Source organism: Ruegeria sp. G2, assembly GCF_056533505.1.
On the sequence record NZ_JBQFON010000002.1, the window covers coordinates 33197 to 50520 of the forward strand.

The following is a 17324-nucleotide window of genomic DNA, read 5'->3' on the forward strand; positions in this document are numbered from 1 at the left end:
ACAAGCCTTGCCGGAAATCGTCATTGAATCAAGCCCAGTGCAATCGCAACACGAATTTTTAGAACCGACCGTGTGCTACCTGCGTCCAACCTGACGGCAAATCAGGATCACCGGCAACAGCCCCACTGCGAGGATAACCAGTGACGGCACCGCTGCACCTTCTAACCTCTCGTCCGAAGCTAGCCGGTAAGCCTGTACCGCCAATGTGTCGAAGTTAAAGGGCCGCATGATAAGAGTTGCGGGTAATTCTTTCATGACATCGACAAAGACGATCAGCAACGCCGTCAATAGCGAAGGGGTCAGAATCGGTAAATGCACCCGGCGCAATGTGCCCAGCGGTGTCTGCCCCAGCGATCGCGCGGCAGCGTCCATATTCGAGTGCACGGTACTTTGGCCACCTTCATATGCGCTGAGCGCAGCGGCGAGGAAGCGCACCATATAGGCCGCGACCAGCAACCAGATCGAACCTGTAACTAGCAGTCCCGTTGAAACATCAAAGGTTTTACGCATCCAGGCATCCAGCGCATTGTCTAGCCCGGCAAAGGGAACGATCAGCCCGACAGCGATCACTCCACCGGGCACCGCATAACCCAGCCGCGCCAGATAAGCCGCCGTGGCAGAACCACGCCCGGGTCTGAGGCGCTGATAGAACCCGACCGAGATGGCGGCGCAAACAGTGATTACGGCTGCAGTTCCGGCCAGCGTTAGCGAATTTTGAATGAACCCAACATATCTGCGTGATAGAAGGTTTTGTTCGGATTCGAGACCCATCTGCACGAGGATCACAACAGGTAGAAGAAATCCGAACAGAACTGGAATTGCGCAAAGCAGAAAAGCGGCAAACGCCTTTGCGCCCTTCAGCTCTGCAGCAGGTTGGGCAGCATGCTGTTTGCCGGTTTGGTAGTATTTAGCCTTACCACGCTGTGTCCGTTCGGCTATTGCCATCACAAGTGCAAACCCCAGAAGGCACAAGGCAAGCTGAGCTGCAGCGGCACGGTCGGCCATGGAAAACCAGCTTGTGTAGATCCCGGTGGCAAATGTCTGGACACCGAAATAGGCGACGGTTCCAAAATCGGCGATGGTCTCCATCACAGCCAACAGCACTCCCCCCGCAATGGCGGGACGTGCCATAGGTAGAGAAACACGCCAGAAAGCGGGCCAGGGTCCGTTCCCCAAGGCGCGGGCAGCCAAAAAGGCGGTGGCACTTTGTTGCAAAAACGCGGCCCGTGCCAGCAGATAGACATAAGGATAGAGCACAAGGATCAACATCACCGCCGCGCCCTCGGTCGAACGAATTTCGGGGAACCAATAGTCGCGCGGCCCCCAGCCCGTCACATCGCGCAGTGTGGATTGCACGATGCCGGGGTGGTCAAGGATAAAGGTATAGGCATAGGCCAGAACGTAGGCCGGAAAGGCCAACGGCAGCACCAATGCAATTTCGAGAAATCTCACCCCCGGGAAACGGGTCATGGTCACCAGCCAGGCCGCCCCGACCCCGATTGAAAATGTCCCCGCTGCGACCAGCGCGACAAGGATGATCGTTGTCAGAGCGTAACTGGGTAGTACAGTCTCTAACAAGTGGGAAACGGTGTCCGTTCCGCCGGTCACCGCTGCCAGAACCACGGCCACCATCGGCAACAGACAAGCTGCTGCTACAATACAGGCGATAGCTCCCACGAAACGCGTGCCCAAGGCGCCGCGATTGCGTGTTCCGTATTCTGAATATTCGATTTCGGCCATGATGCCTGACTGAGAATCCCGAAGGTTCCGTCTTTAATCGACCAAATTGCTAAGAAACACCAGTGTGACGGGAAACAAATCTGCGGCACATACTGCCGCAGACCCTTATTCGTAGACGCGCTGGTCCTCGATCACCAACCCATCCTTGGGCAATGAACCGGGGGCCACGACCTCAATCGCGCCTTTGAGTTTCAGCACCTCGGCAACCGATTTGGCATAGGCACCGTCATTCTCGCATGGGCTTTCAATCTGTACGGTCATTGTGTCCATCTCGCCCTGACGGGCTGCGATAACGCGGGCTTTGACAATCTCGTCATGCTTATCCACCAGTGCGGCCACCTGTTCGGGACGCACAAACATACCCTTGATTTTGGTGGTCTGATCAGCGCGCCCCATCCAGCCTTTGATGCGCATATTGGTGCGCCCACACGGAGAGGCTCCGGGCATGATAGCCGACAGATCGCCTGTGGCGAACCGGATCAGAGGATAGTCGGGGTTGAGAGTGGTTACGACGACTTCACCAACCTCACCGGGTGCAACGGGTGTGCCAGTGCCCGGCGTGACAATCTCGACGATGACGTGTTCGTCGATGATCATCCCCTCCATCGCCGGGCTTTCATAGGCGATATTACCCAGATCCGCTGTAGCATAACATTGCAGGCAAGCTATGCCCCGATCCGCGTACTCTTGACGCAAGGAAGGAAATAACGCACCCCCGCCCACGACCGCCTTCGAAAACTGCAGAGCAACACCCATCGCGTCAGCCTTTTCCAGGATGATCTTGAGATAATCCGGGGTTCCGGCATAGGCAGTGCAACCCACATCGCGCGCAGCGGTTACCTGCAGTTCAGTCTGCCCAGTACCGGCTGGCAGAACCGACGCGCCCACAGCCTGGGCACCGCTTTCGAAAATCATACCTGCAGGGGTCAGGTGGTATCCGAAACAATTCTGCACGATATCGCCCGGGCCCACGCCTGCTGCATTCAGAAAGCGGCCCATGCGCCACCAGTCGTAATCGGTGCTGCCCGGCTCATAAATTGGGCCCGGTGACTGGAACACATGCTGGAAGTTCCGCGCAGGTTTCACTGTAAACCCACCAAAAGGTGGCCGCCCAGCCTGTGCCTTGGTCAGGTCAGATTTCCGCAGCACCGGCAATTGCGCCAGCGTCTGCATATCAGTCACTGCGTCTGACTGCACATCAGAAAGGATATCCTTGTATCCGGGTGCTGCCTGCGCGCGACTTATTTGTTCAGGCAAAGCGCGCGCATGATCCGCTGCGCGTTCATCTGCTGATCGGGTTTCAAGCTTATCGAAATAGGTCATCGAAATATCCTCTGCCCGCTTACAGCCATCTCTTGCGACGGCGGTATGAGCGCACGTCGCGAAAGCTCTTTCGACCCTCGTCCGACATGCCGAGATAAAACTCCTTAACGTCAGGATTCTCGCGCAATTCGGCAGCAGGTCCATCCATCACAACGCGACCCGATTCCAGAATATAGCCGTAATGAGCGAACCTTAGAGCCACATTTGTGTTCTGTTCGGCCAGCAGAAAGGAAACGCCTTCCTTCTCGTTCAGGTCTTTTACAATGCCGAAAATCTCTTCGACCAACTGCGGGGCCAAACCCATCGAGGGTTCATCCAACAGGATCGTCTCGGGGCGTGACATCAGCGCCCGGCCCATCGCAACCATCTGCTGCTCTCCACCCGAAGTATATCCGGCCTGCGACCGGCGGCGTTCCTTCAAACGTGGAAAGTAATTGTAAACCAGTTCCAGATCCTGCTGGATGGCAGCCGAGCCGTCTTTGCGTGTATAGGCGCCGGTCAGAAGGTTTTCTTCGACAGTCAGATGTTCAAAACAGTGGCGGCCTTCCATTACCTGGATCACGCCCTTTTCAACCAGAACAGCCGGATCGCTTTCATGCACGCTGGTCCCGCGATATTTGATCGAGCCTTTGGTAACCTCGCCCCGTTCGGAATGCAGAAGGTTCGACACCGCCTTAAGTGTCGTGGTCTTACCCGCGCCGTTTCCACCCAATAGGGCAGTAATACCGCCTTTCGGCACGGTCAGGCTAACGCCTTTCAGCACGAGGATCACATGATTATAGATCACCTCGATATTGTTGACCTCAAGCAATGTTTCGGCTTGTACATCAGTGGTTTGTGCAGCATCCAGCATCAGCGCATATCCTCATGCCTGCCCCGTGGGACCGTTTAATCGGGGCGGCAGCTTACCGCCGCCCCTAAGTTCATGGTCGAAGCAGGCCTTAGTTGCAGCGTGTTTCGACGTTGTTTTCGGCTGCATATGCGCTCGAGTCTTCTTCAACCAGCGCACCGATCACCTCACCATCGGTTGGCTTGAAGTCCGAGATCAGGTTCCATGTTTGTGTACCTGCATCCCACTGAGAGACGCCGATCAAGCCAGGCCCGCCATGGTTATCGCACGATACCTGGAAGGTCGGACCAAAGTTCGGCATACCCAGAGAGGCCATGCGCTCTTCGGTGATGTTCAGCTGCTCCATCGCGTCCCGAACCATACCCGGTGTGACATCCCCGGTTCCATTTGCTTCCTGCGCGTCCTTGATCGCTTCGGCGGCGAGCATCGCTGAGTAGAGGCCACGGTTGTACAGAACGGTACCAACCTGATCTCCCGCGCCTGCGGCCTTTCCGGCATCCACGACATGCGTCTTGATGTCGTCAAATACAGGGAAGTCATCACCAACGGCATGGAAGGTTACGGCCTTGTAACCGTTCGCCTTGTCGCCAGCAGGCAGTACGTCATGCTGCGCGCCCGACCACCAAACGCCGATGAAGTTTTCCATCGGGAAGCGGATATTGGCAGCCTCCTGAATGGCGACCTGGTTCATTACGCCCCAGCCCCACATCAGGACAAAGTCTGGCTTTTCGCGACGGATCTGCAGCCACTGGGATTTTTGCTCTTGCCCTGGATGGTCGACCGGCAACAACGACAGCTCAAAGCCGTGCTTTTTCGACAGCTCTTCCAACGTTCTGATCGGTTCCTTGCCATAGGCTGAGTTGTGATAGACCAGAGCGATTTTCTTGCCGTTCAGATCGCCTCCATTTTCGTCTAGCAGATAGTTGATCGCGCCCGAGGCACCGTCCCAGTAGTTCGCGGGATAATTGAAGACGTGGCTGAACACCTTGCCGTTGCGGGCCGAAGTCCGGCCATAACCCATTGTATGCAGCGGGATGTCATCCGCCGTTACTTTGGGGATCAACTGATATGTAATACCCGTCGACAAGGGCTGATAAATCAACGCGCCTTCGCCCTTGGTTGATTCATAGCATTCCACACCTTTTTCGGTGTTATAGCCGGTCTCACATTCGATCACGTTGACAGGAACACCGCCAATACCCCCGTCTCGTTCGTTGAGCAGAGTGAAATAGTCAGCATAGCCATCAGCAAATGGAATACCGCCTGCAGCGTATGGGCCCGTACGATAGCTGAGCGATGGGATCACAAGATCTGCGAGCGCAGGTCCTGCCGCCATCAGCGCGCCCAGCGCCAGGGTAGCCATTTTCTTTTTCATCGGGTGTCTCCTCCCTTAGTTGATCCGATGTTGGGTTTCGGGCTTCAGCCGCCCGTCTTTTCATTGGGCCTGCCCACTAGTGCGGGAACGGCCAGAGTCTGAGTTTCTCTTTCGCGACGCGCCAAAGCTGCGCCAGTCCGTGGGGTTCAAGAACAAGGAATATGATGATGAGAGCGCCCACGATCACGAGATTCAGGTGCGCAACTATATCCGTGGGCCAACCCAGCAGATCGACACCCAGCAGCTTTAGGACAACTGGCAGCAAAACCAGAAATGCCGCCCCCGCGAAGGACCCAAATATAGACCCTAATCCGCCGATAATTACCATGAACAGCACCAGGAATGATTTCTGAATACCGAACACTTCACCCACTTCGACCGCGCCCAGATAGACAGCAAAGAACAGTGCGCCTGCAATGCCTACGAAAAACGAGCTGACGGCAAAGGCGGTAAGCTTTGCCTTGAGCGGGTTCACTCCGATGATCTCGGCTGCGATATCCATGTCGCGGATCGCCATCCATGTTCGGCCCGTAGTGCCGCGTGTCAGGTTACGCGCGATGATCGCACTGAAGGTCAAAAAGATCAGGCAAAACAGATAGGTCGCCCAGGCAGGCGCGTTCGGACCGGTGATGATGATGCCAAACACATCCCGTTCGGGCGAGTTGATCTGGCCAGAGGCCGAGTAGTTGTAGAACCACGGAACCCGGTTGAAAAGCCATACAAGGAAGAACTGTGCAGCTAGCGTGGCCACCGCAAGGTAGAACCCTTTGATCCGCAAAGAGGGCAGACCAAACAGCACGCCCACCAGCGCAGTGACACCGCCAGCCAACAGAACATGGATGAACATGCTGACATCCGGAAACGCCGTCATCAGCTTGTAGCAAGCATAGGCCCCCACAGCCATGAAACCACCTGTTCCCAGCGAGACCTGCCCGCAATATCCCACCAAGATGTTCAGCCCGATCGCTGCGATGGCGTAAATTAGGAAGGGCAGCAGCAGTGCGTTGGCCCAATAGTCGTTGATAATGAACGGAATGACCCCGAACGCCACTGCCAACACGACGTAGTACCGATACCGGTCAAACTTGATCGGGAAAGTCTGGCTGTCCGCTATGTAGGAGGTTTTGAAGTCTCCGGCCTCACGATAGAACATATCTTACTTTCCCCATTCTTCCTGCGCCCGATTGCGGGCTGCGGCATCCAGTTGATTGGAGCCCTTGGCGTATCCGGTCGCCTCAGAGGCGCGCACCAGTTTCATGTAGGCGAGAACGCCCATAACAAGCCCGGCAAAAGCCAGAAGCACAGCGATCACAAGCTGGCCTTCACTTAGATCACTGGACGTCAGAGCGATGTAGCCAAAGGCCCAGAACCCGGCCCATGCAATCACGTTGACGATGGCGATCAGCTTGGTCATCCCCTACACTCTCTCAATGATCTTCTCGCCGAACAGGCCTTGCGGCCGGAACACCAGAAAGATCAGCGCCAGTACATAGGCAAACCAATTCTCGGTCGCGCCACCAACTAAGGGGCCGATGGCAAACTCGAACAGTTTTTCGCCAACACCGATGATCAACCCACCGACGATTGCTCCGGGGATCGAGGTGAACCCGCCCAGCATCAGCACCGGGAGCGCCTTGAGTGCGATGAGTGACAGTGAGAACTGAACGCCCGACTTGGTACCCCACATGATCCCTGCAACTAGCGCCACGAACCCGGCAACCGACCAGACCATCACCCAGATGAAGTTCAGCGAAATCCCGACCGACAGCGCCGCCTGATGGTCATCCGCCACCGCACGCATCGCTCGGCCCTGTTTGGTGTACTGGCTGAACGCGACCAAGGCCGCCACCAGCAGCGCCGCGATGATCGTCGCCACGATGTCCAGATTGTCGATGAAGAAGCCATAGTCGAAGATGTTGAAGGTCGTCTCGTCAATCCATAGGTTGATGCCCTGTGGCAGACCCACATCCAGCGTCTTGATCTCGGACCCCCACATCAGGTCCGCCACGCCTTCAAGGAAATAGGCCAGGCCGATGGTCGCCATAAACAGGATGATCGGTTCCTGCCCAACCAGATGGCGCATCACGAACCGCTGCACGGCCCAGGCTAGCAGTACCATCACCGCCATGGTCAGAATGATCGCCAGCAGCGCGGGGACGTTCCAACCAAAGTAATGAACATGCGTGCCAAAGATGGCGTTAATCAGATGTGCAAATGGTACCTGCCCATTCATGATCCCGACTAGCGTCATCGCCGCGAACAGGGCCATAACTCCTTGGGCATAATTGAAAATCCCCGACGCCTTGTAGATCAGCACAAATCCCAACGCGACCAGCGCATACAGCACCCCGGCCATCAGACCGTTAAGGATGACCTCCATCGCAAATACGAGTTGTTCAGGCATGCCAGCCCCTCCCCAATTCTGCCCGAGCGTCAGTCATGACTGACCCCCAAATAGGCGTCGATGACTTCCTGATTGTTGCGCACCTCATCCGGCGTGCCGTCACCGATCTTCTTGCCGTAATCCATCACGACCACCCGGTCGCTCAGGTCCATCACCACGCCCATGTCATGCTCGATCAGGGCGATGGTGGTGCCGAACTCGTCATTCACGTCGAGGATAAAGCGGCTCATATCCTCTTTCTCTTCGACATTCATCCCGGCCATCGGTTCATCTAGCAGCAGCAGCTTAGGCTCCGCCGCCAGCGCTCGCGCTAATTCGACCCGCTTCTTCAAGCCGTAGGGCAAACGGGACACAGGCGTTTTGCGGATGTGCTGAATTTCGAGGAAATCGATGATCTTTTCGACCGCTTCCCGGTTCTCGGTTTCTTCCGCCTCGGCCTTACCCTTCCATAAGGCCTGCTGCAGGATGTTCGTCTTCATAAAGCCAAGGCGTCCGGTCATCACGTTGTCGAGAACGCTCATACCTTCGAAAAGGGCAATGTTTTGAAACGTCCGCGCAATGCCTTGCTGCGCCACCTCGAAGGGCCGCATCGGCGGGCGCTTGGACCCGTGGAACCAGACCTCGCCCTCTTGCGGGACATAGAAGCCCGAGATCACATTCAGCATCGAGGACTTACCCGCCCCGTTCGGTCCAATGATCGCGCGAATTTCGCCTTCGCGAATGTCGAACGAGATATCCTTGATCGCCACCACACCGCCAAAGCGCAGGGTGATGTTCTTCATCTCCATCACCACACCGCCGATCTTGCGGCCGTCTTCGGTGACATATCCTTCGGAGTTATCCAGCATCAGAACCTCCCTGACACAAAAACGGGACGGCGGGCGGGGCGATGACCGCGGGTCGAGCGGCGCACGTCAGCCCCCTCATTCCGCCGCCACCTTGTGCTGCACGACCGGCACAACCGGTGCATCGACAATCTCCAACGTCGCAGAAATCGAACCCTTGCGACCATCTTCATAGGTCACCTCGGTGGTGGTCGACACTTGGCCAGACCCGTCATAAAGCGCAGCGATGATGTCGTGGAACTTCTCCTCGACAAAGCCACGGCGCACCTTCCGAGTCCGGGTCATTTCTCCATCGTCGGCATCCAGTTCCTTGTGCAGAACCACAAAGCGATGCACCTGACAGCCCGACAGCATTTCGTCCGCCGCAACCGACTTGTTCACCGCTTCCACATGGCCGCGAATCGTCTCTAACACACGGGGATGGCCTGCCAATTCCTGATAGGACGCATATGCCACGTTGTTGCGTTCGGCCCAGTTTCCAACCGCGGTCAGATCGATATTGATGAAGGCGACACAACGATCCTTGCCATTGCCAAACAGCACGACTTCGAGAATGTCAGGATAGAACTTCAGCTTGTTCTCAACATATTTCGGCGCGAACATCGATCCGTCGGCCATTTTGCCAACATCCTTGGCGCGATCGATGATCCGCAAATGGCCCGAGCTTTCTTCGATGAACCCGGCATCACCGGTCGCAACCCAGCCCTCGGCATCTTTGGTTGAAGCCGTGGAGTCCGGATTGTTGTAGTACTCAACAAACACACCGGGCGAGCGATAGTGGATCTCGCCGCTGTCATCGATCTTCAGCTCGACATCTGGCGCGGGCACACCAACCGTATCGGCACGCACCTCACCATCCGGCTGCACGGTGATGAACACAGTTGCTTCGGTCTGGCCATAGAGTTGTTTCAAGTTTATGCCCAAAGAGCGATAGAAATCAAAGATTTCCGGCCCAATTGCCTCACCCGCTGTGTAGCCCACCCGAAAGCGGCCATAACCCAACGTATCCTTGAGCGGGCCATAAACCAGCAGGTTGCCCAGCGCGTATTTCAATTTGTCGCCAAAGCCCACAGGCTTGCCGTCCAACAGCAACCCGCCAACCTTTTTGGCATGGGCCATGAAATGATGGAACATGCGCTGCTTCAGCTTGCCTGCATCCTCCATCCGGATCATCACATTGGTCAGCTGGGTTTCGAACACGCGCGGCGGTGCAAAGAAATAGGTCGGCCCGATCTCGCGAAGGTCGGTCATCATCGTGTCGGCGCTTTCGGGGCAGTTCACACAGAAGCCGCACCAATAGGCCTGACCGATGGAGAAGATGAAATCGCCCACCCAGGCCATCGGCAGATAAGACAGGATGTCCTCGTTCCGGGTCAGATGATCGAAGTCCGCCGAGTTCTTGGCGCTTTCGATCACATTCCGGTTCGACAGCACCACTCCCTTGGGCTTGCCCGTCGTTCCGCTAGTGTAGAGCATCACGCAGGTGTCGTCATAGGTGATCTCGGCGATGCGCTTGTCGAGTTCCGCATCAAACCGCGCGTGGCCGGCACTACCCTCGGCCATAATGTCTTCAAGCGCGTTCATCTGGCTGTGGTCGTATTTCCGCATCCCGCGTTTATCGGTATACAGAATGTGCTTGATCTGATGCACTTTTTCCTGAATTTCAATGACCTTATCAACCTGCTCCTGATCACCGCAGACGACATATTTTGCGCCGCAATGCTCCATCACATAGGTCATCTCTTCGGCAACAGCGTCTTGGTAAAGCGGCACTGGGATCGCGCCCACCATCTGTGCCGCGACCATCGACCAATAATGCGCCGGGCGATTACGACCTATGACAGCAATATGATCGCCTTTTTCGACGCCAATCTCCAGAAAACCCAATGCAATGGCGCGGATTTCTTTGGCGGTTTCGGCCCAGGACCAGCATTGCCAGATCCCGAATTCCTTTTCGCGGTAAGCCGGGGCATCCCCGAACTGGGTCACATTGCGGTGTAACAGCGCCGGAAGGGACTGCATCCCACCAGCGCCCGACTGCGTCTGAGCCAATCTTTCTCTCCTCCCCATCCGACCCCTCCTCGGGCCGGAAACGACAAGCCGGGAACACGCCCCGGGCGCCGATGCCCCGATAAGGGACGCGGAAAAGATCAGCGTCAAGTTTTGCCTGATGTTTTCTCAATTCTTACGAATTGTAACAGGGCACCGTGTCGGCATGTCGAGATCCGGGATCCGACCAAATCTGCTCAGGCCAAGCCCTTTGGTGTATCGAATTTAGATAAAGCACTCCGAACAGCGGAAGAAGGGGAGGGCTGCGCCACATTTCCGCCGGTATTAAGTGAGATTACATCTATACAGTTATGCAGTGAATTTGGTACAGGCACCGCGGAATGGACTTTTCAGAACTTGCTCAGATAGCCATATCCAAAATTTCGGGCTTTGCGGATAACGCAAACCTGCGGCATTTTTGGGTGTATGTCCTGTGTGGTATGAGCATCGCAATCGTCGCCCATCGATTGGGAGGAGATGACCGCAGATTTCATTCGGTTTTCTTCAAGAAAGAAGTCTGGGGCTCCCGCTCGGCCTTCATTGATTATGTAATCCTTCTTCTCAATCCGATCATCTTTGTGTTTGCCCTCGATTGGATCGTCAACACACTCTGGAAACTGACCCCTGTCGTCGCTGATGGTATCCGGTCTTTGGGTGCAGACCTTCAAAGCGAGGGTGGCTCGGTTTGGGTCGCCGTCGCGCTGACCGTCACGCTGTATGTCGTGAATGATTTTATGCGCTGGTGGATGCACTATCTACAGCACAAGGTTCCGTTTCTTTGGGAATTCCACAAGATACATCACTCGGCAGAGCATCTGAACTTTGCAACCGCCGAGCGGCACCATCCATTCGATGCGGTATTTTTCGGTTTCGGAGCAGTAGGTGCGGCGGCTATCGTGAATGGTGTCTTCATAGGTCTGTTTGGTGATCATCTGACCGCCTATCAGATCGGTGGCGCAAATGTCATATTCTTCGGGTCCAACCTCATCGGTGGTGTTTTGCGCCACAGTCCCATCTGGGTCAGCTATGGGCCACGTATCGAGAAATGGTTGATATCACCGGCCATGCACCAGATCCATCATTCGAGCGACCCCAAACATTGGGACAAAAACATGGGCGGTGGATTGGCGGTTTGGGACCGGATGGGCGGTACGCTCTATGTTCCCAAAGGCCGGGAAGATTTACAGTTTGGCATCGGACCGGAAACTGAAGACTATCGGACCCTATACGGCGTGTATGTCGAGCCACTGATGAAAGCAGCTCGGATTTTTCAACGGGGTTGAACAAACTTGAGAGGTGAGCCCCTGTAGCCCTCTGGAATAGTGGCTCTCACCCTGTGCCTATAGCCAATCCCGCAAAATCGGGATCAACGGAACATCCGCCGCAGGCATCGAGTAATTTCTCAGATCATTCGCGCGTACCCACTTTAGCGCCTGCCCTTCCTTCGATTGCGGGATGCCTTCCCATTTGCGACAGGCAAACAGCGGCATCAGCAGGTGGAAATCGTCATAGCTGTGGCTGGCGAAAGTCAGGGGCGCGAGGCACGACGCCCAGGTGTCGATACCCAGCTCCTCGTGCAATTCGCGGATCAGCGCAGCCTCAGGGGTTTCGCCGGGTTCGATTTTGCCCCCTGGGAATTCCCAAAGACCGGCCATAGATTTGCCTTCGGGGCGTTGGGCCAGCAGGACGCGGCCCTCGATGTCGATCAGAGCCACCGCAGACACTAAGATTGTTTTCATGAACGGTAATCCGCGTTGATCTCGATATAGCCGTGGGTCAGGTCGCAAGTCCAAACAGTGGATTTACCTTCACCCAATCCCAGATCGACTGCGATCACGAGGTCTTGGCCTTTCATGTAAGCGGCGGCGTCTTCCTCGCGGTAATAGGGGCTGACCCAGCCTTTTTCGGCGACAAGGATGTCGCCGAAAGAAATGCTCAGAAGATCGCGGTCAGCAGCAGCGCCGGATTTACCGATGGCCATGACGATACGACCCCAGTTCGGGTCTTCGCCTGCAATGGCGGTTTTGACCAGAGGCGAGTTGGCAATGGCCAGCCCATGGATTTTGGCGTCAGCGTCCGTTGCAGCTCCGGTCACACGAATTTCTACGAATTTTGTGGCCCCCTCACCGTCGCGCACCACTTGCTGCGCAAGGTCCAACATCACAGTTTCAAGTGCCTGCGCAAACGCCTCATTCCCCGTGGCATCAACGCCCGAGGCTCCGGTTGCACACAGAAGCAGGCTGTCAGAGGTCGAGGTATCACTGTCGACGGTGATGCAGTTGAAGGTCCGATCTGTCTGAGCACCCAACATTGCTTGCAGGGCGGATTGTTCGACATGGGCGTCGGTGAAGATATAGACCAGCATCGTCGCCATATCAGGCGCGATCATGCCGGAGCCCTTCGCAATCCCTGCGATAGAGATTGTTTTACCATCGATCTCAGCCTGCGCGGATGCCCCTTTTGGGAAGGTGTCCGTGGTCATGATCGCCCGCGCCGCGTCTTCGATGGCGTGCCGATTTAGGCCGGATTTCAAGGCCTCAAGCTGGGCGACGATGCGGTCATGGGGTAACGGCTCGCCGATGACTCCGGTGGAAGAGGTGAAGACCCGCTCCACCGCCACGCCGGTGGCTTTGGCGACGGCTTGCGTCACCTCGGCCACCGATGTTTGTCCATAATGACCAGTAAATGCGTTGGCATTGCCTGAATTCACCAGGATTGCCGCAGGCCCGTCATACGGCCCGCCGATCTTGTCCTGACAGTCCAGAACTGGCGCCGCGCGCGTGGCTGAACGGGTGAAAACCCCAGCCACCGATGTGCCCGGATCCAGCACCGCCATCATTACGTCAGTGCGGCCCTGATAGCGGACGCCCGCCTCAACCGTGGCAAAACGTACGCCGTCGATGGCAGGCAATTCAGGAAAGGCCTCTGGGGCCAATGGTGATACCTTGGTGATCGTCGCCACGCGCGTTACTCCTGCAGCAGCTCGATCTGGCGCATGACCTCGGGTCCAACCCCTTCCAGCGCTGGACGTTCAATCGTTGCCTGCTGCGTCAACTCGTCGACTTTGGCCTGAATCGCGTCCTGCCGGATGGTTTGGGCCAGTTCATCACGCACGACGGCCAGTTCCGGGGCCTGCGTTTTGCGTTTATCGTTCAGAGCAACCAAATGCCATCCGAATTGCGTCTGGACGGGTTCCGAAACACTGCCTTTTTCCAAAGCTACAACCGCGTTTTCGAACTCGGGCACCATCTGACCTTTACCGAACCATCCCAGCGAACCGCCATTGGGTCCCGAGGGGCCGGTGGACTTCTCTTTCGCCAATTCGGCGAAATCCGCGCCCTCGTCCAACTGGGCCTTGATGGCTTTGGCTTCGTCTTCACTTTCAACCAGAATATGGCTGGCGTTGAATTCGTCCTCGCCCTCGAATTCGGCAAACTGCGCATCATAGGCGGCTTGGATTGCTTCATCCGTAACCTCGGCAGCGGTGATCGCCTCAACCGTCTGTACCGCACGCAGGGACCGCGTTTCGTTTTCCAGACGCAATGCGTTCAGAGGGTTCAGAGCATCCTGTTGCTGACCCAACAGGTGTTGCTGGACCAGTTGTTCAAGGATGAAGTCATAAAGAACGTCGTCTTCCAACTGCTGATACTGCGCGGGCAGAGCAGACGCGGTGGCGATGACGTGACCTAATGTGATCTCATCACCATTCACGCGCGCCACGACGGTCGAGGCATCGGGCTTGGTTTCGGCGGCCAACGGCAGGGCCATCACGGCAGCAAGCGCCAGCGATGGCAGAAAAGTGAGGCCTTTGGGCATGGAATCATCCTATTTCTTTGCCGCGACAGGGCGCAGCGTTGACACTTTAGAACCTGCCGCTTACATCGCTTTGAAGCCTTGGACAGGGCCGCCTTTCACCCCCCGTATCTATGGGTTGCGCGCAAGGTGGGCAAGCCTGTCGCAACCACGATAAGAACAGATCCGCTGGAGTGAACATGCTGGGACTCGGAACGCTCGCCAAAAAGGTGTTCGGAACACCGAACGACCGCAAGATCAAGGCGACCCGCCCCCTGATCGAAAAGATCAACGCGATGGAGCCCGAGTTCGAGAAACTGACCGACGAAGGCCTGATCGATAAGACCGCTGAGCTGCGCAAACGGGCGCTGGACGGTGAAAATCTGGATGACCTGCTGCCTGAGGCCTTTGCCAATGTCCGCGAAGGGGCCAAGCGCGCGCTGGGTCTTCGGGCCTTTGACGTGCAGTTGATGGGGGGTATCTTCCTGCATCAGGGCAATATCTCGGAAATGAAGACGGGTGAGGGAAAGACTCTGGTCGCCACACTCCCCGCCTATTTGAACGCCCTGACCGGCAAGGGCGTGCATGTGGTTACAGTGAACGAATACCTGGCCAAGCGCGACTCGGAATGGATGGGCAAGGTGTTCGCGTCCGTGGGCATGACCACAGGCGTGATCTGGACAGGTCAGCCCGATGCCGAGAAAATGGCCGCGTATAACTGCGACATCACGTATGCCACTAACAACGAGCTCGGCTTCGACTATCTGCGCGACAATATGAAGGCAGATCTGGAGCAGGTTTATCAGAAACACCACAATTTCGCGATTGTGGACGAAGTGGATTCGATCCTGATCGACGAGGCTCGGACCCCGCTGATCATCTCGGGGCCTGCGCAGGACCGGTCGGATCTGTACACTGCCATCGATGCGGTGATCCCGACATTGCAGGACGATCATTATTCTCTGGATGAAAAAAGCCGCAACGTGACCTTCACCGATGAAGGCAACGAGTTTCTCGAACAGCAACTGCTTTCGGCGGGTCTGCTGCCCGAAGGGCATTCGCTGTACGACCCTGAAAGCACCACTGTGGTGCATCACGTCAATCAGGGCCTGCGCGCGCATAAACTGTTCCAACGCGACAAGGACTATATCGTCCGGGATGGGAATGTCGTGCTGATCGACGAATTCACCGGTCGGATGATGCCGGGTCGTCGCCTGTCTGAAGGCCTGCATCAGGCCATCGAAGCCAAGGAAGGCGTGCAGATTCAGCCCGAGAACGTGACGCTGGCCAGCGTGACCTTCCAGAACTATTTCCGCCTTTACGACAAGCTGTCGGGCATGACCGGCACCGCGCTAACCGAGGCCGAGGAATTTCAGGAAATCTATGGTCTGGGCGTGGTCGAGGTTCCGACTAACAAGCCGATTGCGCGTGAGGACAAGGACGATCAAGTTTATCGCACCACGGGTGAGAAATACGGCGCCATCATCGAACAGGTCAAAAAGGCCGGTGAAAAAGGTCAACCGGTCCTGGTCGGCACCACGTCGATCGAAAAGTCCGAAGTGATCAGCCAGATGCTGGATAAAGAGGGAATCGAACACAACGTTCTGAACGCCCGCCAGCATGAACAGGAAGCCCAGATTGTGGCCGATGCAGGCCGTCTGGGCGCGGTGACCATCGCCACCAACATGGCGGGCCGCGGCACCGATATTCAGCTGGGCGGCAATGTCGAGATGAAGGTGCTTCAGGCGCTGGCCGAAAACCCCGAGGCTGACCCGGCCGAGTTGCGTGCGGCAGAAGAAGCCAAGCACGCGGAAGAAAAGGAAAAGGTGCTAGAGGCTGGCGGTCTTTACGTGATGGCGTCAGAACGCCATGAAAGCCGCCGGATCGACAACCAGCTGCGCGGACGTTCTGGACGTCAGGGTGATCCGGGCCGCACGGTTTTTTACCTCAGCCTCGAAGATGACCTGATGCGCATCTTCGGTTCGGAACGTCTGGACAAGGTCCTGACCACGCTGGGCATGAAAGAGGGCGAGGCGATCATTCACCCTTGGGTGAACAAATCGCTTGAACGGGCGCAGTCCAAGGTCGAAGGTCGCAACTTCGACATGCGCAAGAACGTTCTGAAATTCGACGACGTGATGAACGATCAGCGGAAAGTCGTGTTCAGCCAGCGACGCGAGATCATGTCAGCGGACGATCTGTCGGATGTGGTTTCGGATATGCGCGAGCAGGTGATCGACGATATGATCGACGAATACATGCCGCCGAAAACCTATGCTGATCAATGGAATACCGAGGGGCTGCATGAGGCCGTCAAGGACAAACTTACCATTGATGCACCGGTTCAGGACTGGGCCGCCGAAGAGGGAGTGGATGACGAACAGATCCGCGAACGCCTGATCAAGGCAGCCGATGAAATGATGGCACAGAAAGCCGTCGCCTTCGGCCCCGAGAACATGCGTAACATCGAAAAGCAGGTTCTGCTGCAAACCATCGACGGCAAATGGCGCGAACATCTTCTGACGCTGGAACATTTACGCTCGGTAGTGGCTTTCCGAGGCTATGCCCAGCGTGACCCGCTGAACGAATACAAGAACGAAAGCTTCCAGCTGTTCGAAGGGATGCTCGATTCGTTGCGTGAAACCGTGACCCAGCAATTGTCGCGCGTTCGCCCGCTCAGCGAAGAGGAACAGAAGGAAATGCTGGCGCAGATGGCCGCGCAGCAGGCCCAGGCCCAGCAGGCAGTGGATAAGGCGACGGGACAGGCCGAAGCAGTGGCCGAGGCGCAAGCTTCGGGCGATGCCCGCCCAGGCTTTGTCGAAGATGACCCTACAACCTGGGGAAATCCGTCGCGCAATGATCCCTGCCCCTGTGGTTCAGGCAAAAAGTTCAAACATTGCCACGGTAGATTGACCTAACGTCATCCACTTTCAAACACAATGAGTC

General features: G+C 56.5%; 14 protein-coding genes. 2 read left to right on the forward strand and 12 right to left on the reverse strand.

The features are described from left to right. Positions 1-75 precede the first annotated feature (75 nt). The 9 genes from ACR0DU_RS04830 to ACR0DU_RS04870 form a co-directional block, all read right to left on the reverse strand. Entirely contained in the window at positions 76-1740 is a 1665-nt protein-coding gene (locus ACR0DU_RS04830; RefSeq protein ID WP_010442920.1) for an ABC transporter permease, read from the reverse strand. Positions 1741-1845: 105 nt separating this feature from the next. Then, entirely contained in the window at positions 1846-3063 is a 1218-nt protein-coding gene (locus ACR0DU_RS04835) for a phenylacetate--CoA ligase family protein (protein ID WP_480872789.1), read from the reverse strand. A 19-nt stretch (positions 3064-3082) separates the two neighbouring features. After that, positions 3083-3916: an ABC transporter ATP-binding protein gene (locus ACR0DU_RS04840; RefSeq protein ID WP_029622175.1), complete on the reverse strand. Its 834-nt coding sequence runs from the start codon at positions 3914-3916 to the stop codon at positions 3083-3085. An 88-nt stretch (positions 3917-4004) separates the two neighbouring features. Further along, positions 4005-5288, reverse strand: a complete 1284-nt coding sequence (locus ACR0DU_RS04845; RefSeq protein WP_010442923.1) for an ABC transporter substrate-binding protein — start codon at positions 5286-5288, stop codon at positions 4005-4007. Positions 5289-5364: 76 nt separating this feature from the next. Next, a complete protein-coding gene (locus ACR0DU_RS04850; RefSeq protein WP_170471018.1) occupies positions 5365-6441 on the reverse strand; it encodes a branched-chain amino acid ABC transporter permease in 1077 nt (358 codons plus the stop codon). Between the two features lie 3 nt (positions 6442-6444). After that, the gene (locus tag ACR0DU_RS04855; protein ID WP_010442925.1) at positions 6445-6702 is read right to left on the reverse strand and encodes a hypothetical protein; all 258 of its coding nucleotides are present in this window, start codon (positions 6700-6702) and stop codon (positions 6445-6447) included. A 3-nt stretch (positions 6703-6705) separates the two neighbouring features. Then, positions 6706-7692, reverse strand: a complete 987-nt coding sequence (locus tag ACR0DU_RS04860; RefSeq protein WP_010442926.1) for a branched-chain amino acid ABC transporter permease — start codon at positions 7690-7692, stop codon at positions 6706-6708. 29 nt (positions 7693-7721) lie between these two features. Then, positions 7722-8540 (reverse strand): ABC transporter ATP-binding protein, encoded by an 819-nt coding sequence (locus tag ACR0DU_RS04865; RefSeq protein ID WP_170399285.1) that lies wholly within the window; start codon positions 8538-8540, stop codon positions 7722-7724. A 75-nt stretch (positions 8541-8615) separates the two neighbouring features. Next, a complete protein-coding gene (locus ACR0DU_RS04870) occupies positions 8616-10559 on the reverse strand; it encodes an AMP-binding protein (RefSeq protein ID WP_170780349.1) in 1944 nt (647 codons plus the stop codon). Positions 10560-10927: 368 nt separating this feature from the next. On the opposite strand from ACR0DU_RS04870, the gene ACR0DU_RS04875 reads away from it, so the two are divergent. Further along, on the forward strand, positions 10928-11869 hold the full coding sequence (locus tag ACR0DU_RS04875; protein ID WP_480872792.1) for a sterol desaturase family protein: 942 nt from the start codon (positions 10928-10930) through the stop codon (positions 11867-11869). Between the two features lie 57 nt (positions 11870-11926). Here ACR0DU_RS04875 and mutT read toward each other — a convergent pair whose 3' ends face one another. From mutT to ACR0DU_RS04890, 3 genes are read right to left on the reverse strand one after another with little or no spacing between them, the layout of a single operon-like run. Continuing rightward, positions 11927-12325, reverse strand: a complete 399-nt coding sequence (gene mutT / locus ACR0DU_RS04880) for an 8-oxo-dGTP diphosphatase MutT (protein ID WP_170471024.1) — start codon at positions 12323-12325, stop codon at positions 11927-11929. After that, positions 12322-13548 carry a bifunctional glutamate N-acetyltransferase/amino-acid acetyltransferase ArgJ gene (gene argJ / locus ACR0DU_RS04885; RefSeq protein ID WP_480872794.1) on the reverse strand — a complete coding sequence of 409 codons (1227 nt, stop codon included), beginning with the start codon at positions 13546-13548 and terminating at the stop codon, positions 12322-12324. Before argJ ends, mutT begins: the two co-directional genes overlap by 4 nt. Before the next feature lie 5 nt (positions 13549-13553). After that, positions 13554-14402, reverse strand: a complete 849-nt coding sequence (locus ACR0DU_RS04890) for a peptidylprolyl isomerase (protein WP_010442932.1) — start codon at positions 14400-14402, stop codon at positions 13554-13556. Positions 14403-14578: 176 nt separating this feature from the next. On the opposite strand from ACR0DU_RS04890, the gene secA reads away from it, so the two are divergent. Beyond that, positions 14579-17296 (forward strand): preprotein translocase subunit SecA, encoded by a 2718-nt coding sequence (gene secA / locus ACR0DU_RS04895; protein ID WP_480872796.1) that lies wholly within the window; start codon positions 14579-14581, stop codon positions 17294-17296. Positions 17297-17324: the final 28 nt, after the last annotated feature.